This window comes from Ancylobacter sp. G4_0304, from assembly GCF_047501495.1.
Taxonomy (GTDB): Bacteria; Pseudomonadota; Alphaproteobacteria; order Rhizobiales; family Xanthobacteraceae; genus Ancylobacter.
This window is the reverse complement of record NZ_JAZDRM010000007.1, coordinates 107,044-123,915: the sequence shown is the minus strand read 5'-3', so window position 1 is coordinate 123,915 and position 16,872 is coordinate 107,044. Positions and strand designations below refer to the sequence as shown.

Annotated in this window: 18 protein-coding genes; 8 read left to right on the top strand and 10 right to left on the bottom strand. The window is 68.8% G+C overall.

Annotated elements, in window-relative coordinates:
• Positions 1-1,044, bottom strand: a complete 1,044-nt coding sequence (locus VRZ77_RS06180; protein ID WP_414591785.1) for a histidine kinase dimerization/phosphoacceptor domain -containing protein — start codon at positions 1,042-1,044, stop codon at positions 1-3.
• A 217-nt stretch (positions 1,045-1,261) separates the two neighbouring features.
• Here VRZ77_RS06180 and VRZ77_RS06175 point away from each other — a divergent pair, with 217 nt between their 5' ends.
• The 5 genes from VRZ77_RS06175 to VRZ77_RS06155 all read left to right on the top strand — a co-directional run bounded on the left by VRZ77_RS06175 (position 1,262) and on the right by VRZ77_RS06155 (position 4,776).
• On the top strand, positions 1,262-2,059 hold the full coding sequence (locus tag VRZ77_RS06175; protein WP_414591784.1) for a Crp/Fnr family transcriptional regulator: 798 nt from the start codon (positions 1,262-1,264) through the stop codon (positions 2,057-2,059).
• A gap of 105 nt (positions 2,060-2,164) precedes the next feature.
• Entirely contained in the window at positions 2,165-3,010 is an 846-nt protein-coding gene (locus VRZ77_RS06170) for a YgfZ/GcvT domain-containing protein (protein ID WP_414591783.1), read from the top strand.
• Position 3,011: 1 nt separating this feature from the next.
• Entirely contained in the window at positions 3,012-3,626 is a 615-nt protein-coding gene (locus VRZ77_RS06165) for a DNA-3-methyladenine glycosylase I (RefSeq protein ID WP_414591782.1), read from the top strand.
• Positions 3,623-4,273, top strand: a complete 651-nt coding sequence (locus tag VRZ77_RS06160) for a YfbR-like 5'-deoxynucleotidase (protein ID WP_414591781.1) — start codon at positions 3,623-3,625, stop codon at positions 4,271-4,273. The genes VRZ77_RS06165 and VRZ77_RS06160 overlap by 4 nt, the downstream gene beginning before the upstream one ends.
• Positions 4,270-4,776, top strand: coding sequence for a tyrosine phosphatase family protein (locus tag VRZ77_RS06155; RefSeq protein ID WP_414591780.1), 507 nt, complete (start codon positions 4,270-4,272; stop codon positions 4,774-4,776). The genes VRZ77_RS06160 and VRZ77_RS06155 overlap by 4 nt, the downstream gene beginning before the upstream one ends.
• A 6-nt stretch (positions 4,777-4,782) precedes the next feature.
• Here the strand turns inward: VRZ77_RS06155 and VRZ77_RS06150 are convergent, their stop codons facing one another.
• Positions 4,783-5,454 carry a L,D-transpeptidase gene (locus VRZ77_RS06150; protein ID WP_414591779.1) on the bottom strand — a complete coding sequence of 224 codons (672 nt, stop codon included), beginning with the start codon at positions 5,452-5,454 and terminating at the stop codon, positions 4,783-4,785.
• A 343-nt stretch (positions 5,455-5,797) separates the two neighbouring features.
• On the opposite strand from VRZ77_RS06150, the gene VRZ77_RS06145 reads away from it, so the two are divergent.
• From VRZ77_RS06145 to VRZ77_RS06135, 3 genes are all read left to right on the top strand, one after another.
• Positions 5,798-7,039: an MFS transporter gene (locus tag VRZ77_RS06145; protein WP_414591778.1), complete on the top strand. Its 1,242-nt coding sequence runs from the start codon at positions 5,798-5,800 to the stop codon at positions 7,037-7,039.
• Between the two features lie 201 nt (positions 7,040-7,240).
• On the top strand, positions 7,241-7,720 hold the full coding sequence (locus tag VRZ77_RS06140; RefSeq protein WP_414591777.1) for a hypothetical protein: 480 nt from the start codon (positions 7,241-7,243) through the stop codon (positions 7,718-7,720).
• 275 nt (positions 7,721-7,995) lie between these two features.
• Positions 7,996-8,421 carry a DoxX family protein gene (locus VRZ77_RS06135; RefSeq protein ID WP_414591776.1) on the top strand — a complete coding sequence of 142 codons (426 nt, stop codon included), beginning with the start codon at positions 7,996-7,998 and terminating at the stop codon, positions 8,419-8,421.
• Positions 8,422-8,458: 37 nt separating this feature from the next.
• Here the strand turns inward: VRZ77_RS06135 and VRZ77_RS06130 are convergent, their stop codons facing one another.
• The 8 genes from VRZ77_RS06130 to VRZ77_RS06095 all read right to left on the bottom strand — a co-directional run bounded on the left by VRZ77_RS06130 (position 8,459) and on the right by VRZ77_RS06095 (position 16,867).
• Positions 8,459-10,243 (bottom strand): tetratricopeptide repeat protein, encoded by a 1,785-nt coding sequence (locus VRZ77_RS06130; RefSeq protein ID WP_414591801.1) that lies wholly within the window; start codon positions 10,241-10,243, stop codon positions 8,459-8,461.
• A 204-nt stretch (positions 10,244-10,447) separates the two neighbouring features.
• Positions 10,448-10,879 (bottom strand): phage holin family protein, encoded by a 432-nt coding sequence (locus tag VRZ77_RS06125; protein ID WP_414591775.1) that lies wholly within the window; start codon positions 10,877-10,879, stop codon positions 10,448-10,450.
• The gene (locus tag VRZ77_RS06120; RefSeq protein WP_414591774.1) at positions 10,879-11,229 is read right to left on the bottom strand and encodes a hypothetical protein; all 351 of its coding nucleotides are present in this window, start codon (positions 11,227-11,229) and stop codon (positions 10,879-10,881) included. The genes VRZ77_RS06125 and VRZ77_RS06120 overlap by 1 nt, the downstream gene beginning before the upstream one ends.
• An 80-nt stretch (positions 11,230-11,309) precedes the next feature.
• Positions 11,310-12,020: a tRNA (guanine(46)-N(7))-methyltransferase TrmB gene (gene trmB, locus VRZ77_RS06115; RefSeq protein WP_414591773.1), complete on the bottom strand. Its 711-nt coding sequence runs from the start codon at positions 12,018-12,020 to the stop codon at positions 11,310-11,312.
• 106 nt (positions 12,021-12,126) lie between these two features.
• Positions 12,127-13,320, bottom strand: coding sequence for a methionine adenosyltransferase (gene metK, locus VRZ77_RS06110; RefSeq protein ID WP_414591772.1), 1,194 nt, complete (start codon positions 13,318-13,320; stop codon positions 12,127-12,129).
• A 114-nt stretch (positions 13,321-13,434) separates the two neighbouring features.
• Positions 13,435-13,842, bottom strand: a complete 408-nt coding sequence (locus VRZ77_RS06105; RefSeq protein ID WP_414591771.1) for a helix-turn-helix domain-containing protein — start codon at positions 13,840-13,842, stop codon at positions 13,435-13,437.
• A 105-nt stretch (positions 13,843-13,947) separates the two neighbouring features.
• A complete protein-coding gene (gene lnt, locus VRZ77_RS06100) occupies positions 13,948-15,561 on the bottom strand; it encodes an apolipoprotein N-acyltransferase (RefSeq protein WP_414591800.1) in 1,614 nt (537 codons plus the stop codon).
• A 67-nt stretch (positions 15,562-15,628) separates the two neighbouring features.
• Entirely contained in the window at positions 15,629-16,867 is a 1,239-nt protein-coding gene (locus VRZ77_RS06095) for a transporter associated domain-containing protein (protein ID WP_414591770.1), read from the bottom strand.
• Between the last annotated feature and the right edge of the window lie 5 nt (positions 16,868-16,872).

The window sequence follows — 16,872 nt, the reverse complement described above, 5'->3', positions numbered from 1 at the left end:
TTACCCGCCGCCGTTGAACTCGACCAGCACGGCGGTGCCGCCGCGGTTTTCGAAGCGGACCTTGCCGTCGAGCTGTCCGGCCAGTCCCTGAATGATGCGCAGGCCGAGGCTCGGGCTGTTCGCCGGATCGAAATCGACCGGCAGGCCCGGCCCGTCATCCACGATGGCGAGCTCGTAGCGGTCGGAGGAAAGCCGGCTCAACGTCACGTCGAGCGAGCCCACGCCATGCGGGCCGAAGGCGTGCTTGAGGCTGTTGGTGACGATCTCCGCCACCAGCAGCGACAGGGTGGTGAGGCGCGCCACGCTCAGCGTGACCGCCGGCGCCGAGACATGGCACACCACGGCGCGGGCGCCGGCGGCTTCCAAAAGGTCGCGGCACAGTTCGCGCAGATAGGGCTCGATCGGCAGCGCCAGCCGGTCGGGGTCGTAGAGCCGGCGGTGCAGCCGCGCGATGGTCTCCAGCCGGCGGCGGGCCTCGTCCAGCGTGGCGAGCGCGCGCTCGGGCGCCTGCGCGGCCTCGCGCCGGTGCAGGATCAGCAGCGCCGCGACGAACTGCATGTTGTTGGCGACGCGGTGCCGGAGCTCCTGGAACATGGTGCGCTGTTCCTCATAGAGCTTGGCGGTCACCGCCTTTTCCTGCCGCAGCCGCTCGGCGGCGGTGAAGGTGATGTGCACCAGCGCGATGTCGATCGCGGCGATGACCGTGAAGAAGCCGAGAGCCATCGCCGCCTGGCCGGTCAGCACCATGCCGGTGGCGGGGCCGATGAAGAAGTACCACGCCGCGAGAGTGGAGAGCACCGCGCACACGATGCCGGGCCGCAACCCGCACATGAAGGTCGAGAGGATGACGGCCGGAAAGAAGGTGAGGAACGGAAACCCCGCCGGCAGCACGTCGTCGACCAGCACGCGCAACCCCAGCGCGAGGGCGAACAGCAGGATGCCGCACAGATCGCCGAGCAGGCGATGGCGGCGCAGCGGCTGAACCGCGTCCATCAGCCGCCAGAAGGCGGGCGGCCGGAAGGTATTGGCGGATGAATCCTTCATCGACGCGAACCAGCCTCGGCACGAGAAAGGGACGCGCCCGGGCCTGAGCCGTCGCTGATCATGTGTGTGTCCGCCGATATGAAGTGCCGCCCCGCCATGGGTATGGTTGTAGAGCGAAAATCCGCGATGTTCTGGCCACTAGTGAACATATCCCGCCCCGCCGCGTTAATTCCCCGTAACAGAGTACATCGTGACGGGTGGTGTGGGGAGCGGGGTTATGGATCAGGTGACGCCGACCAATGTCGATGTCTCGTCGGGCGGCAACAATCTGCTGGGCGCCTTGCGCGCGGCCGAGTTCGCGCTGCTGAAGGGCAGCCTCAGGCGCATGGACCGGCCGGCCGGCGCCGTGCTCTACGAGCCGGGCGACGACGTGCGCACCGTGTATTTCCCCTGCGCGCAGACCGTGGTGTCGTTCATGGTGATGCTGGACGATAGCCGCCTGGTGGAGATCGGGCTGGTCGGTCGCGAGGGCGCGGTGGGCGGCATCGTCTCGCAGGGCCGCCTGCCGGCCTATGCCCGCGCCGTGGTGCAGATCGGCGGGCCGATGCTCCGGCTGGAGAGCGCCGAGCTGGAGCGCGCCAAGGAGCAGTCCGCCGCGCTGCGCCATCTGTTCGCGCGCTATGCCGACTGCCTGCTGGCGCAGATCTTCCAGTCGGTCGCCTGCAACGCCGCCCACAGCATCGAGCAGCGCACCGCGAAATGGCTGCTCGCCACGCTCGACCGCACCGGGGACGAGGAGGTGACGCTGACCCAGGAGCAGCTTGCCTCGATGCTGGCGGTGGGCCGCTCCTATATTGGCCGGGTGATCCGCGAGCTGCGCGCCAGCGGCGCGATCGACACCGGGCGGGCGCGTCTGCGCGTCCGTGATCCGCAGATGCTGGAGGCGATGAGCTGCCAGTGCCACGCGTCGGTGCGCCAGCATTTCGAGACCGTGCTGGAAGGGGTCTATCCCACCGGCAACGAGGTGGCCGGCCATGGCGTGGTCATCACCAACGGACCCCTGTTCCGGCCCTGAGCCGGCGCGCAAGCCGCACCCTTCTCCCCACCCTTGCCCCTGCCGGCCTCAGGGCTTACCTCTGGCCTCACCCCGCCACTTCGGGCGGGCGAGGACGCATGCTCCATGCCGATCGCGCTTCTTGAGGGCCGTGCGGTGGCGCGGGTCGCCGGACCCGAGGCCGCGCATTTCCTCGACAATCTGCTCACCGCCCGCACCCCCGCGCCGGGCGCGGCGCGCTATGCCGCGCTGCTGGCGCCGCAGGGCAAGATTCTCGCCGACATGTTCGTGCTCGCCGTGCCCGAGGACGGGTTCCGCCTCGACGTGCCGGCGCCGCTGCTGGCCGAACTGTTGAAGAAGCTGAAGCTCTATCGCCTGCGCGCCAGGGTCGAGATCGAGGCTTTGGACGGCCTCGTCGCCGGCGTCGCCTGGGATGGGGCGGCGGTGCCCGAGGGCGCACTGGCCTTCGAGGACCCGCGGCTCCCGGCGCTCGGCCAGCGTTTCCTGATCGAGGTGAACACGGTGGAGGTCCTCGCCACCGTTCCCGAATCGCAGTGGCAGGCGCACCGCATCGCGCTCGGCGTGCCGGAGGGCGGGCGCGATTTCGCTTATGGCGACGCCTTCCCGCACGAGGCCGACATGGACCAGCTCCACGGCATCGATTTCGACAAGGGCTGCTATGTCGGGCAGGAAATCGTCAGCCGCATGCAGCATCGCGGCACCGCGCGCACAAGGGTGATCCCGTTCGCAGTGAACGGGCCTCTCCCGGCGCCGGGCACGCCGGTGGTTGCGGGGGCAAAGACGTTGGGGCAGGTCGGCTCGGGCCATGAGGGCCGCGTGCTGGCGACGGTGCGGCTCGACCGCCTCGCGGAAGCGCGCGAGGCCGGGCTCGGCGTCGAGGCGGACGGCGCCGTGCTGGTTCCCGAGCCGCTCGCCTGGGCGAATTTCCCCATTCCCGGCACGGAGCGCTGACGTGAAGGCCCATCTCCATCCCGACGGCGTGACGCGCTGCGCCTGGTGCGGCAGCGATCCGCTCTATGTCGCCTATCACGACACTGAATGGGGCGTGCCGGAATATGACGACCGCGCGCTGTTCGAGAAGCTGATCCTCGACGGCTTCCAGGCCGGGCTCGCCTGGATCACCATCCTGCGCAAGCGCGACGGCTTTCGCGCCGCCTTCGATGGGTTCCAGCCGGAGATCATCGCCCGCTACACGCCGGAAAAGATCGAGGCGCTGATGCAGGATCCCGGCATTGTGCGCAACCGCTCCAAGATCGTCTCGACTGTGCGCTCGGCGCAGGTGTTTCTCGACATCATGGAGAAGGGGCCGGGCTTTTCCGCCCTGCTCTGGGACATCAACGGCCCGCCGCGCGACGGGGCGCTGAAGGAGGGCGACGCCCCGGTGGTCTCGACACCCACGGCGCTCACCATGTCCAAGGAACTGAAAAAACGCGGCTTCAATTTCGTCGGGCCGACCATCGTCTACGCCTTCATGCAGGCGGTCGGCATGGTCGACGACCATCTCGCCACCTGCCACCGCCACGGCGCCCATGCCGGGGACGACGTCCCGTGGGCCCGCGCGCGATGACCTTCCGCACCGCCCCGCGCACGGCCTCCGCCCGCGTCTGGCAGCGCATGCTGTCGGGGCGGCGGCTCGATTTGATCGACCCCTCGCCGCTCGACATCGAGATCGAGGATATCGCCCATGGCCTCGCCCGCGTCGCGCGCTGGAACGGGCAGACCGGCGGCCCGCACGCCTTCTCGGTGGCGCAGCATTCCGTGCTGGTGGAACTGATCGCACAGCGGCAGGCGCGCGCGCGGGGAGCGGAGCTCGACCGGCGCTGGCGGCTCGCGACCCTGCTGCACGACGCGCCCGAATATGTGGTCGGCGACATGATCTCGCCGTTCAAGGCGGTGCTGGGGGGCGACTACAAGACCGTTGAGGCGCGGCTGCTGGCGGCGGTGAGCCTGCGTTTCGGCCTGCCGGCGACCTGGCCGGCGCCGCTGGTGCGTCTCGTCAAGGCCGCCGACCGCGCCAGCGCCTTTCTGGAGGCGACGCGGCTCGCCGGCTTCGAGATCGGCGAGGCGCGTCGCCTTTTCGGCCAGCCCTTTCCGCTCGACGCCGCCACCGAGCGCGATCTGCTCGCGCCCTGGAGCGCGGACGAAGCCAAGACCCGTTTCCTCGAACGCTTCGCCGCGATTGCCGGCGAGGACACCGCCGGACCCCCGCCATGATCCATATCTGCCCGCTCTCCCGCCTTGAAGAGACCGTGACCCGCACCGGGGCGCGCCATGTGCTGAGCGTGATCAACATCGCGACGCCGGTCGCGCTCCCGGCGGAATTTCCGCGCGAGAACCATCTGTTCGTCGGCTTCAATGACATCGTCGCGCCGCAGGATGGGCTGGTGCACCCTTCCGCCGAGCATGTCGAGGCGATCCTCGGCTTTGCCCGGCGCTGGGACCGCGCGGCGCCGCTGGTGGTGCACTGCTATGCCGGCATCAGCCGCTCCACCGCCTCGGCCTATATCGCGGCCTGCGCGCTGGCCCCGCATCGCGACGAGGCGGAACTGGCGCTCGCCTTGCGCGCGGCCTCGCCGATCGCCACGCCGAACGCGCTGCTGGTGTCGCTGGCCGATGCCGCGCTGGGGCGTGGCGGGCGGATGAGCGCTGCGATCGCCGCCATCGGGCGCGGGGCGGAGGCGATGGAGAACGAGCCGTTCGAGATCCGGCTCGATTGAGGGGGCTCAGCTCACCGCGGCGGCGGCGGCCGGCAGCACCACGACCTTGGTGCCGACCGGCACGCGGTTATAGAGGTCGATGATGTCCTGGTTCATGAATCGCACGCAGCCCGAGGACACCATGGTGCCGATGGTGTGCGGCTCGGTGGTGCCGTGCAGCCGGTACAGCGTGTCCTTGCCGCCCGAATAAAGATAGAGCGCGCGCGGGCCGAGCGGGTTGGTCGGGCCGCCGGGCAGCCCGCCGGCATAGGGGCCGTAGCGGTCCGGCTCGCGGCGGATCATGTCGATGGTGGGGGTCCAGCGCGGCCAGACGGCCTTGCGCGCGATCGTCGCGTCGCCGCGGAAGTTGAAGCCTTCCTCACGGCCGACGCCGACGCCATAGCGCAGCGCCCGGCCGCCTTCCATCACCAGATAGGCGTGGCGCTCATTGGGGTCGACCACGATGGTGCCGGGCTGCTCGCGGGTCTGGAAGGCGACCTCCTGCCTCAGGAAGCGCGGGTCGATCTGCGAGACGTCGATCGCCGGCACCGGGAACGGCTCCGTGTCGATCGCGGCATACATCGAGGCGAACTGGGCATTGACCGGCGCGATGGCCTGCGGCTGGGGGCCACGCCGCGCGGTGCAGCCGGCGAGCGCGGCGGAGGCGGCGAGCAGGAACAGGCGACGGTCGAGCGGCATGGGACATCCTGGCATAGGGTTAGGCGGCGGGGCTCACGACCGGCAAACTGGTCAAGAGCCGTGTCCTAAACGCGGCATGCCATGATTCGCGTCTACAAGTTATGAACGCGGATTCATCATAAACGCGCGATTAAGGGGCGCGGACGGTATCTGAAAACGCTTTTCGGCCCAAAGGATGGCGGGACAGGCCGCGCCGGGCGCCGCAGGGGTGGCGCGCGATGCATGAACATTGCTGATGACCGTCCGCTAAATTATTCATTTTCCAGCCTTGGCCCGAAGCCGTTATCTACATAGCGAGAGCGGTTTTTACCGCGCCGCCTCCCGATCCGCGCCGGAGCCCCGCATGACCACCGCTTCGCCCCCTTCCGCCCCCGGCGCCAGCCTCGCCGCGCGCGCCCCGCTCTTCGTGCTGCTGTGCGGCTGCATGATCGCGATGTTGACCTTCGGGCCGCGCGCTTCCTCGGGCATCTTCCTGCTGCCGATGACCGGCGAATATGGCTGGGGCCGCGACACGTTCGGCCTCGCCATCGCGATCCAGAACCTGCTCTGGGGCCTCGGCACGCCGTTCGCGGGCGCGGTGGCGGACCGGTTCGGCGTGGTGCGCGTGCTGTGCGTCGGCGCGCTGATCTATGCGCTCGGGCTGGGGCTGATGGCCTATGCCTCGACACCCGGCCTGCTGCACCTGTCGGCCGGCGTGCTGGTCGGCTTCGGCCTGTCCGGCTGCTCGTTCAACATCGTGCTGGCGGCGTTCGGCAAGATGCTGCCCGAGCGCATGCGCCCGATCGCCTTCGGCGCGGGGACGGCGGCGGGCTCGTTCGGCCAGTTCCTGTTTCCCCCGCTGGCGACCGGGCTGATCTCCTCGGTCGGCTGGCAGGAGACGCTGATGATCTTCGGCCTCGCCATGCTGCTGGTGATGCCGTTCGCGCTCGCGCTCGCCAACCCGCAGCCAGCGGCGGCGAAGGCGGGCGAGCCGAAGCAGTCGATCGGGGAGGCGCTGGGGCAGGCATTCCGCCACCCGAGCTATGTCTATCTCGTGCTCGGCTTCTTCACCTGCGGCTTCCAGCTCGCCTTCGTGACCACCCATCTGCCGGCCTATCTCATCGATCGCGGCCTCTCGATCCAGGTCGGCGGCTGGACGCTGGCGGTGATCGGCCTCGCCAATATGGTCGGCTCGCTGTCCTCGGGCTGGCTGTCGAGCCGGATGTCGCGGCGCTGGCTGCTGGCGATCATCTATTTCGCGCGCGGCATCGCCATCGCCGCCTTCGTGCTGCTGCCGGCCTCGCCGGCGACCTCGATCGGCTTCGGCGTCGTGCTCGGCCTGCTGTGGCTCTCCACCGTGCCGCCGACCTCGGGGCTGGTGATGCTGATGTTCGGCACGCGCTATCTCGCCATGCTCTACGGCTTCGCCTTCTTCAGCCACCAGGTCGGCGGCTTTCTCGGCGTGTGGCTCGGCGGCGTGCTCTATGAGCGGCTGGGCTCCTATGATTTCGTGTGGTGGCTGGCGGTGGCGCTGAGCTTCGCCTCGGCGGTCATCAACCTGCCGATCGTGGAGCGCCCGGTGGTGGCGCGTCCGCAGCCGGCGTGACGGTTCGGCCGGGGCCGCGTTTGCCGGTCCTTAACCAAAACCGTTCATCCTGCCGGTGCTGTGGTGCAGGGGGGCGTTGCGTATGCGCCACAGTGCGGACGGCGCGCGGTTCTCCCGCGGGCATCCCGGCCTGCTTTGCCTTGACAAGGCAGGGCTTTCGCAGCGCATCGTGATGGCTCACCAGCACTGATGGACATGCGCATGCGTTCCGTGTCTCTCGCCCTGTCGGGCCTGTTCCTCGCCACCGTCTCCGCCGCGCCGGCGCTGGCGGAGCCGTTGAATGCGGAATCCGCGCAGCGCTTCGTGATCGGCCGCACCTTTTCCTACACCTGCTACGAGGGCACGGTCGGTTCCGGCCGCATCCTCAAGGACGGCTCGGTCGCCGGCACCATCCAGATGCGCGGCAAGGGCAATGCCCGCTATGTGACGCTCCCGGCCGGCACGCTCGTGGTGAAGGGCGAGGCGGTGTGCGCCAAGCTCAAGGGCATGGCGTTCCAGCCCTGCTTCGATCTGGAGAAGACCAGCGAGCAGAGCTTCCGCGGCAATCTCGCGGGCGCGGACCGGCTGTGGTGCCAGTTCCAGCGCGGCGGCAGCGGCCGCACCAAGCTCGCCGCCCAGACCCACCGCCAGAACGCCAGCACCGAGCGCGTGGCGACGGCGCAGGCCGACGACCCCCACTGATCGACGCGGGACGGCTTCATCGCGGCCATCCTCCGCAGGCGTCCCGCCGGCGTTAACGCCTGGGACGTTTCCGTGAGCCTCCACACACTCGGGCCATGCTCCGGCGCGGCGCGATCGCGTGCCCGCCGGATCTGTCTCCATCATTGCATGGACGCAATATTTATCGTTCGATATCGGCTATCGCGTTGCGAAACAGGCCGGGTTACCACAGGCCATCTTCACTGACGGCCTTGCCCCGACGGGCGACCCCGCAACCTTATCGCAGGATGACGACCATGATCGACAACCACTCCGCCCCTTACGGCGCGTTCGTGCTTCGCCTGGCGCTCGGCGCCATGTGGATTTCCCACGCGCTGCTGAAGTACATCGTGTTCACGATTCCCGGCTTTGCCGGCTTTCTCGAAAGCCTCGGCATGCCCGCCGCGCTGGCCGGCCCGGTGATCTATGCCGAGCTGATCGGCGGCGTCCTCATCGTCGCCGGCATCTATGCGCGCCATGTCGCGCTGCTGATGATCCCGGTGATGGTCGGCGCCATGAGCGCCCATCTCGGCAATGGCTGGCTGTTCTCGGCCGCCGGCGGCGGCTGGGAATATCCCGCCTTCCTCATCGCCGCGTCCTTCGCGCTCTGGCTGATCGGCGACGGTGCCTTCGCGCTGCGCTCGCGCCCGCTGTTCTTCGTCGGCCGCCCCGCGACGGCGTGACCCCGAGATGCGTTGAGCAAAACGGGTGGTGGCGGCCTCAGCCGCCGCCGCCCTTTTCATTTGCCGGCGCGGGCGGGACTCCGACCGCGGCCTTCTGTGCCTCGGTCGAGGGCTGTTCGGTCTTCTGCATCACCGGCGCGGCGGGATCGGTTTTGTCCGCCTTTTCCGCCTCGTCGAGGCCGACCGCGATCTTGCGCTCGATCCGCGCCAGATCGGCCGGCTCCGCGCCGAGATCGCGGGCGTGGTTCCACTTGAACTTGGCCTCCAGCCGGCGGCCGACCTTCCAGTAGGCATCGCCGAGATGGTCGTTGATCACCGATTCGTTCGGCTTCAGCTCGACCGCGCGCTCCAGCTCCTCGACCGCCTCGTTGTACTTGCCGGTCCGGTAATAGGCCCAGCCCAGGCTATCGATAAAGAAGCCGTCATCGGGGCGCAGCGTCACCGCCTTGCGGATCATCTCCATGCCCTCGTCGAGATTGACGCCCTGGTCGATCCACGAATAGCCGAGATAGTTCAGCACATGCGGCTGGTCCGGGCGCAGCTCCAGCGCCTTGCGCAGGTCCGCTTCCGACTTGTCCCACTGCTTGGTGCGCTCATAGGCGGTGCCGCGGAAATAGAACAGCATCCAGTTATTGCCGGTCGGCGTGCCGAGCAGGTCGATGGCGCGGGTATAGACCTCCGCCGCCTCGGCATATTTGTCGTTGGCGCGCAGAATGTCGCCGAGCGCCATCATGGCGCGCACGTCCTTCGGATTCTTGGCGACCACCGCCTCCAGCGCGGTGCGCGCCGCGGCGAAGTCGCCGGCGGCGTCGAGATTGAGCCCGAGCTGGATGTCGGCATTCTCGCGGAACGGCGAATCCTTGGGCACCGCGCGGAACAGCGCGATCGCCTCGTCGTGCTTCTTCAGGTTCTCGTACAGATCGGCCAGCGTGATGTTGATCAGCGGGTGCGAGGGATCGAGCCAGCGGCCGAGCTGGAGATAGATCAGCGCGAGGTCTTCCTCGCCCTGCCGGCCGAGCGCGGCGCCGAGGCCGTAGAACACCTCGGCGGCACCGGCCTGCGGCGAGGTGATCAGCGCAGGCAGGGTCTTGCCGGCGCGCAGCGCCTCCAGCGACTGGGAGACCAGCGGATCGTCCGGCAGCAGCTTGTCGAAATTCTCATAGGTCTCGATGGCGAGCTGCTTGTTGCCGCTGCGCGAGGCCCAGCGGGCATAGGCGTCGACCACGCGCAGCGTGCGCGAATCGATCTTCAGCGCCTCGCCCAGCTTCTGGCCGGCCTCCTTCTTGGCGCCGGCCAATTCCAGCAGCAGGCCGGCATGGTAATCCTTGAAACCGGCATACCATTCCGGGCCCTGCAGCGCCTCGATGGCGGTGACGCCGGCGCGCGGATTGCCGGAACCGTACTGGCTCCAGGCGGTCAGCAGCGTCTCGTTGAGCTTGGCGATGGCGTCCTGGCCGGCGCGCTTCAGATTGGAGCGGGCGGTGATGTACTGCTTGGCCTTGATGGCGCGCACGCCGAGCACCAGACGCGCCAGCCCGTGCTCGGGGTCGATGCGCACGATACGCTGGGCGAGGTCGACCGCTTCATCGATCGAGCCGTCGGCGAGCATGATCAGGAAGCCGCGCTCCAGGATCTCGCCGCTGCGCGGGAAGGCCTGCACCAGCGCGCGGTAATAGGCCGCCGCGGCCGCGGTGTCGCGTTCGGACACGGCAAGGCGCGCCGCGAGGTAATTGCCGGCGGGCGAGGAGCGCGCGATCAATCCGGGCGGCGGAGCTTCGGCATAAGCGGCACTGAGGGAGCCAAAAGCGAAAACCGGCCCCATGAGCGCGGCGATGATGGCCGCTCCCGGCCGCAGCGGCGAACGTCGAGACGTCAAGTCGGAAACCTCCTGCAGCGCATGGGCACCGCGAACCCTTGACGGTGCGCGGTTCGGCGCTCGCGGGCAGATTGGTCCTTTTTGCGCTAGCCCGCAACCGCAAGCCACGCGCCGGTACCAAGCTATCCGCACCGCCGAGCGTGCAGGATTTCAGATGCGTCGGCCAAGAATAAGGCCGAGCAGCGCCGCGCCGGCCGCAATGCCGAGAATGGTGCCGCTGCTGGCCGGAGGGATGGAGGGGGGCACCGCGCCGGAAAGCGGCGCGGCGGGCGGCGGCATGGCGGCGCCGAGGCCGGCGAGCGGATTAATGCCATAACCCGCGCGGGGGGCGGGCCGGCGCAGGCGCGCATAGGCCAGAATCAGCAGGATGGTGGCGCCGACGAAGGCGATGGCGGCGATCAGCAGGGCCGCGACCACCGGGTCATAGGCATCCGCCAGCGCGATGAACAGCGCGACCAGCAGCGCCACCAACGCGCCGCCAAGCAGCAGCGCGCCGGTCGCGAACAGCAGTGCGGTTCCCGCCGCACGGCGCAGGGCGCGGTCGAGTTCGACCCCGGCAAGCGACAGGATGAAGCGGAGCATCAGTTGCGGCCCCGCGTCAGCAGGCCGAACAGGAAGCCGATGCCGAGAGCGGCGGCGACGGCGCTGAGCGGGTTGCGCTCGATGGTGGAGCCGAGCTCGCTGGTGAGCCCCTGCGCGCGGGCCTTCGCCTCCTCATAGGCGGCAGTGCCTTCTTCCAGCAAGCCGGAGGCGGTGGCCTCGGCCCGCGCGGCGCCGGCGCGCACCCTCTGCTTCACCGCGTCGGTGACCGCTTCGCTTTCGGCCTTGGCGAGCTGCGACAGGGTTTCGGCGAGCTTGGCGACGTCCGCCCGCAGCACCGCGAGGTCTTCGGTCAGCTTGGCGAAATCGTTCTGCGCGTCGGGTTCGGCCATGATGGTTCTCCTGAGCAATCCGGATGATGCTGCCAGTCAACGCGTCGGCATCACGGTAGTTCCGTCATGATAGGCGGTGTTCAGGTGCGCAGGAACTCATAATATCCGGGGCGGCGGCCTTCGCGCATCGCCTTGGCTTCGTAGCGCGTGCCGGGCCAGCCCTGCCAGGGCAGGCGCCAGTCGTCGGCGCGCCGGGCCGTCCATTCGAATCGCGGATCCGCCAGCATGCGGCGCAGCGTCCAGGCGGCGTAGCTCTCGATGTCAGTGGCGAAGCGGAAGCGCCCGCCGGGCTTCAGCACCCGGGCGATGCGACCGATATTGTCGGCCTGCACGAAGCGGCGCTTCCAGTGCCGGCGCTTGTGCCACGGATCGGGATAGAGCAGGTCCACCCGGTCGAGGCAGGCGTCCGGCAGGCGCTCCAGCAGCGGCACCACGTCGTCGCCATGCAGGCGGATATTGTCGAGCCCGGCCTCCGCGATCGCGACCGTCGCCTTTGCGATGCCATTGAGAAAGGCCTCCGCGCCGATGTAGCCGATATCGGGATGGCGCTTGGCCTCGCTCATCAGGTGCTCGGCGCCGCCGAAGCCGATTTCCAGCCGGTACATCTCCATCGGGCGGGGAAACAGCGCGGCGAGCGGCTGGCCGGCGAGTGCGTCCAGCGGCACGGAGAGGCGCGGCAGGTCGCTGTCCATGCTGGCGGCCTGCGCGGCGCGCAGCGGCTTGCCCTTGCGCCGGCCATAGAAGGCGGCGTCGCGACGGGCGGGGGCGGTGTCGTCGGGATCGGCGGTCATATCACGAAGCGGCGGCGGCTCTTGAGACGGTCGATAAACGAAACGGGGCGGATCTGAGGTCCGCCCCGCTTAAACGTCGTTGCCGGATCAGGCAATCGGCCGGTGCTCAGGCCACGGCGGCCTTGATGGCGTCGGCGAGGTCGGTGCGCTCCCAGGAGAAGCCGCCATCCTCTTCCGCCGCGCGGCCGAAATGGCCATAGGCGGCGGTGCGCGCATAGATCGGCTTGTTGAGGGAGAGATGCTCGCGAATGCCGCGCGGACGCAGGTTCATCACCTCGCGCAGCACCTTTTCGAGCTTGGCTTCCTCCACCTGGCCGGTGCCGTGGAGGTCGACATAGATCGCCAGCGGGTCGGAGACGCCGATGGCATAGGCGAGCTGGATGGTGGCGCGGTCGGCGAGGCCGGCGGCAACCACGTTCTTGGCGAGGTAGCGCGCGGCATAAGCGGCCGAGCGGTCGACCTTGGTCGGGTCCTTGCCGGAGAAGGCGCCGCCGCCATGGGGCGCCGCGCCACCATAGGTGTCGACGATGATCTTGCGGCCGGTGAGGCCGCAATCGCCGTCCGGGCCGCCGATGACGAATTTGCCCGTGGGATTGACGTGCCAGACGGTCGAGGGGGTGATCCAGCCATCGGGCAGGGTCTCGCGGATATAGGGCTCCACGATGGACTGCACGTCATGCGACGACAGGTCGGCGTCGAGGTGCTGGGTCGAGAGCACGATCTGCGTGACCTCTACCGGCTTGCTGCCGGCATAGCGCACGGTGACCTGGCTCTTCGCGTCCGGTCCGAGCACGGTGCTCTCGCCGGAATGGCGGGCCTCGGCGAGGCGCTTCAGGATCTTGTGGGCGTAGAAGATCGGGGCTGGCATCAGCTCCGGGGTCTCGCGGCAGGCATAGCCGAACATGATGCCCTGATCGCCGGCGCCTTCGTCCTTGTTGTTGGCCGAATCGACGCCCTGCGCGATGTCGGCGGACTGGGCGTGCAGCAGCACCTCAATGTCGGCATCCTGCCAGTGGAAGCCTTCCTGCTCGTAGCCGATATCCTTGATGGCGAGCCGCGCGAGGTGGACGATGAGGTCGTGGGTGATCTGCGCGGGGCCGCGCGTCTCGCCGGCGATCACGACGCGGTTGGTGGTGGCCAGCGTCTCGGAAGCGACGCGCAGATGGCTCGGATCCCAGCCGAATTCCGGCCCGAGGCGGAAGAAGGCGTCGACCACTTCATCGGAAATGCGGTCGCAGACCTTGTCGGGGTGGCCTTCGGAAACGGATTCGCTGGTGAACAGATAATCTTGGCGGGACACGCGTCGGCTCCTCGGATCAGCGCCGGCGCAACAGGAAAGCCGGCGCTCGTGTTCTGGCAAGCGTCGGCCGAAGGGTCAAGAATTTTGGCGAATTCGTTCGGAAAAAAGAACGCTTCAGCCGGCGTCGGGGGCTTCCGCGAGCGCTTCCACGAGATCGACGATGCGTCGGCGCACCTTCGGATCGGCGATGCGGGTGAAGGCACGGGTCAGGGCCAGCCCTTCCGAGGTCGCGAGAAAATCGCTGACATAGGCCGGGGAGGCGTCTTCGGCGAAGCCCTCGCCGGCGGTGCCGGTCGGCGCGCCTTCGAAGAAGAAGGCCACCGGGACGCTCAGCACGCTGGAGATGTTCTGCAGGCGGCTGGCGCCGATGCGATTAGTGCCTTTTTCGTATTTCTGAATCTGCTGGAAAGTAATGCCTAAGCTTTCGCCAAGCTTCTCCTGACTCATCCCGACCATCATCCGCCGCATCCGAACGCGACTGCCGACATGTTTGTCGATTGGATTGGGAGACTTCTTGGTCATCAGCTTCCCCAGCCTCAAGCAAAAAAATGCCCCCTCCTCCGCCGGGGAGAAGGGAAGCGCTGCCTCATACCCGTCTAGTCTAGGCAAAGCGCTTGGCATCGTCGATCAATCACCGCGTGCATAACGGCGTTGCAGCATAATTGTCACGATTACGCACAAAAGTACAATTATTAGCGGTATCAAGCTGCCAATGCTCGAATAAATCGTCGGTTTGACCGGTTTCGGGAGGGGTCCGTCGAGCGCGCCGCGTACACCCAGGGGTAGCATTTCGGTAATCCGACCCAGGGGATCGACGATGGCGGAAATACCGTTATTCGTGGCGCGGACCAGCGGCAACCCTTCCTCTACGGCACGAAGTCGGGCCTGTTCGAAATGCTGGTAGGGACCCGGCGTAATCCCGAACCACGCATCGTTGCTGACGTTGAGCAGCAGGCCGGGGCGCGCGTCCGGGGCGAGGTTTTCCGGCAGGATCCGGCCGGGGAAGATCGCTTCGTAGCAGATCAGCGGCACGGTGGGCGGCAGGCCGGGAATCATCATCAGCTCGCGGCGCGGCGCGGATGAAAAGCCGCCGCGCTGGCGCGTGAGCTGCTCGAAGCCGAGCCATTCCATGGTCTCCTGGAACGGCAGATATTCGCCGAACGGAACGAGATGCACCTTGTCGGCGGTCGCGAGGAATGTGCCGTCCGGCCCGAGCACGCGCAGGCTGTTATAGGCGTCGGGGCGGGGCTGGCCCGGGCGCGGTTCCATGCGGGCGGCGCCGGTGATCAGCCGGGTGCCGGTCGGCCCCAGCAGGCCGCGCAGCCGCGCCAGCGCCTCGGGCTCACGTTCCAGAAAGAACGGAAACGCCGATTCCGGCCAGATCAGATGGGTGATGCCGGCAAGCCCGCCCTGCTGCTGGCTGGTGGCGATGTAGAGGTCCATCACCGAGCGGCGGGCGTCGTAGCGGAATTTCTGGTCCTGCGGCAGGTCGGGCTGCATCAGGCGCAGCCGCACCTCCGGCACGAAGGTGGTGGGCGTGGTGGCGAGCCGCCAGGCGCCGGCGCCCCACATGCCGGCGAGAACCAGCGCGGCGAGCACCGGCGGGCCAAGGCGGTCCTTGATACCCCCACGCGCGCCGAACAGGGCCGCCGGGGAGGCCAGCGTCGCCAGCGCGATCACGCACAGACCGTAAAGGCCGAACATGGAAGCCGCCTGCGCCAGCCGCAAATCACCGGCCAGCGCATAGCCGAAATTGTTCCACGGAAAGCCGGTCAGCACCGTGCCGCGCAGCCATTCCGCGACGGTAAGCGCGGCCGCGAGCAGCAGGATGCGGCCCCGGCTGCCGCCCCAGCCCAGCGCCGCCAGCGCGCAGCCGAGGCCGGTGAACAGGGCGAGGCCCGCCGGCAGGGCCAGCACCGCGAACGGCATCAGCCAGGCGAAGGCGTCGGCCTGAACCAGGAATGCCTCGCCGATCCACCACAGGCCGGCGAGGAAATAGCCCATGCCGAACAGCCAGCCGGTGGCGAAGGCGGGCCATAGCCTCGCGCGAGCCGGGCGACCCTCCAGCGCGACGTCCAGCAGCAGCACCAGCAGCGGCAGGGTCAGCGCCAGCAGCGGCCACAGCGAGAAGGGCGGCATGGCAAGCGCGGAGACCGCGCCGGCTAGAAAAGCCAGCCCGCCACGCTTTCGCGGCGACAGGCGGTTCAGGCGCCGCGCCAGGCCCGCGAGGACGCTTCCCATCCGCCCGGCAGCTGCGGGAGCCGGACGCGGCGCCTCAAGGGCCACCCGCCCGGCCTCGCCCGGCGCTTCAGGCGGCATCCGGGCCGCGCGCGGAAGCCGAATGACGGGCCCCTGCCTGCTCGGCGGGCGGGGGCAGGCTGCCGGGAACCGGTCGTCCGCGCGGGGCGGGCTCGTCCTCGACGGCGGTCGCCCGGCCGGCTCCGCCGCGCGCGGCGGCGATGCGCAGGCGCTTCACCCGGCGCGGATCGGCATCGAGCACCTCGATCTCGAAGCCGCCGGGACCGGCGACAATCTCGCCGCGCACCGGCACGCGGCCGGCGAGCGTGACCAGAAGCCCGCCCAGCGTGTCGACCTCCTCGGCCTCCTCGCCGGCGGCGAAGGCCGGATCGACCTCCTCGGCCACGTCTTCCAGATTGGCGCGGGCGTCGGCGATGAAGCTGCCGTCGGGCTGGCGGGCGATCAGCGGGGTCTCGTCGTCGTCGTGCTCATCCTCGATGTCGCCGACGATTTCCTCGACGAGGTCTTCCATCGAGACGATGCCGTCGGTTCCGCCATATTCGTCGATCACCAGGGCGAGATGGATGCGGCTCGCCTGCATGCTGGCCAGAAGTTCGATCGAGGGCATGGAGGGCGGCACGAACAGCAGGCGGCGAATCAGCTTCGCCGAGGACAGCGAGGCGGAGAGGTCGATCGCCTTGAGGTTGAAGGCGGGCCGCACTTTGCCGCGCGCGGAGCGCTCCTCCGGCTCCCGCGCCGCCGGCTCTCGTGAAGCCGTTTCCCGCCCGAACGCTTCCCGTGCCGCCGAGCGGGCGGCGCCGGGGCGCGGCGCCATGGCGCGCTGGGTCAGATAGGTCACGAGGTCGCGGATGTGGACCATGCCGACGGGATCGTCGAGCGTGTCGTCATAAACGACGAGGCGGGAATGGCCGGCTTCGGCGAAGACGGCGAGCAGTTCGCCCAGAGAGATGTCCTTCTGCACCGCCACGATGTCCGCGCGGGGCACCATCACGTCGCCAATCCTGAGCTCCCGGAGCTCCAGAATGCTTTTCAGCATGGCGCGCTCGGTCGCGGTCAGGTCTGCGCCGGCATCGGAATTGGCGGCGAGCACCTCGGCGAGGTCGCTGCGCAGCGAGCCGGTGGAACGCCAGCCGCCGATCAGGCCACGAAGCCGATCGAACAGGCCGCCGCGACCGTCGGTGGCGCGGACCTCGCCGGCACTTCGCGAGCCGGCCGAGGGACTACTTGGCCCCTCGCTGCCGGAAGTGTCGGCAGCGGAGGGCGAGGTATGAGAAACGGGGTCGGACATAGCCT

What these genes read in the sequence shown, in the direction of transcription:
- VRZ77_RS06135 (WP_414591776.1), top strand. Translation starts at nt 7,996, where the DNA reads ATGATCGACAACCACTCCGCCCCTTACGGCGCGTTCGTGCTTCGCCTG.
- VRZ77_RS06145 (WP_414591778.1), top strand. Translation starts at nt 5,798, where the DNA reads ATGACCACCGCTTCGCCCCCTTCCGCCCCCGGCGCCAGCCTCGCCGCG.
- VRZ77_RS06155 (WP_414591780.1), top strand. Translation starts at nt 4,270, where the DNA reads ATGATCCATATCTGCCCGCTCTCCCGCCTTGAAGAGACCGTGACCCGC.
- VRZ77_RS06180 (WP_414591785.1), bottom strand. Translation starts at nt 1,044, where the DNA reads ATGAAGGATTCATCCGCCAATACCTTCCGGCCGCCCGCCTTCTGGCGG.
- VRZ77_RS06175 (WP_414591784.1), top strand. Translation starts at nt 1,262, where the DNA reads ATGGATCAGGTGACGCCGACCAATGTCGATGTCTCGTCGGGCGGCAAC.
- lnt (WP_414591800.1), bottom strand. Translation starts at nt 15,561, where the DNA reads ATGGGAAGCGTCCTCGCGGGCCTGGCGCGGCGCCTGAACCGCCTGTCG.
- VRZ77_RS06120 (WP_414591774.1), bottom strand. Translation starts at nt 11,229, where the DNA reads ATGGCCGAACCCGACGCGCAGAACGATTTCGCCAAGCTGACCGAAGAC.
- VRZ77_RS06170 (WP_414591783.1), top strand. Translation starts at nt 2,165, where the DNA reads ATGCCGATCGCGCTTCTTGAGGGCCGTGCGGTGGCGCGGGTCGCCGGA.
- VRZ77_RS06130 (WP_414591801.1), bottom strand. Translation starts at nt 10,243, where the DNA reads ATGGGGCCGGTTTTCGCTTTTGGCTCCCTCAGTGCCGCTTATGCCGAA.
- VRZ77_RS06160 (WP_414591781.1), top strand. Translation starts at nt 3,623, where the DNA reads ATGACCTTCCGCACCGCCCCGCGCACGGCCTCCGCCCGCGTCTGGCAG.
- VRZ77_RS06125 (WP_414591775.1), bottom strand. Translation starts at nt 10,879, where the DNA reads ATGCTCCGCTTCATCCTGTCGCTTGCCGGGGTCGAACTCGACCGCGCC.
- VRZ77_RS06105 (WP_414591771.1), bottom strand. Translation starts at nt 13,842, where the DNA reads ATGACCAAGAAGTCTCCCAATCCAATCGACAAACATGTCGGCAGTCGC.
- VRZ77_RS06095 (WP_414591770.1), bottom strand. Translation starts at nt 16,867, where the DNA reads ATGTCCGACCCCGTTTCTCATACCTCGCCCTCCGCTGCCGACACTTCC.
- VRZ77_RS06150 (WP_414591779.1), bottom strand. Translation starts at nt 5,454, where the DNA reads ATGCCGCTCGACCGTCGCCTGTTCCTGCTCGCCGCCTCCGCCGCGCTC.
- trmB (WP_414591773.1), bottom strand. Translation starts at nt 12,020, where the DNA reads ATGACCGCCGATCCCGACGACACCGCCCCCGCCCGTCGCGACGCCGCC.
- VRZ77_RS06140 (WP_414591777.1), top strand. Translation starts at nt 7,241, where the DNA reads ATGCGTTCCGTGTCTCTCGCCCTGTCGGGCCTGTTCCTCGCCACCGTC.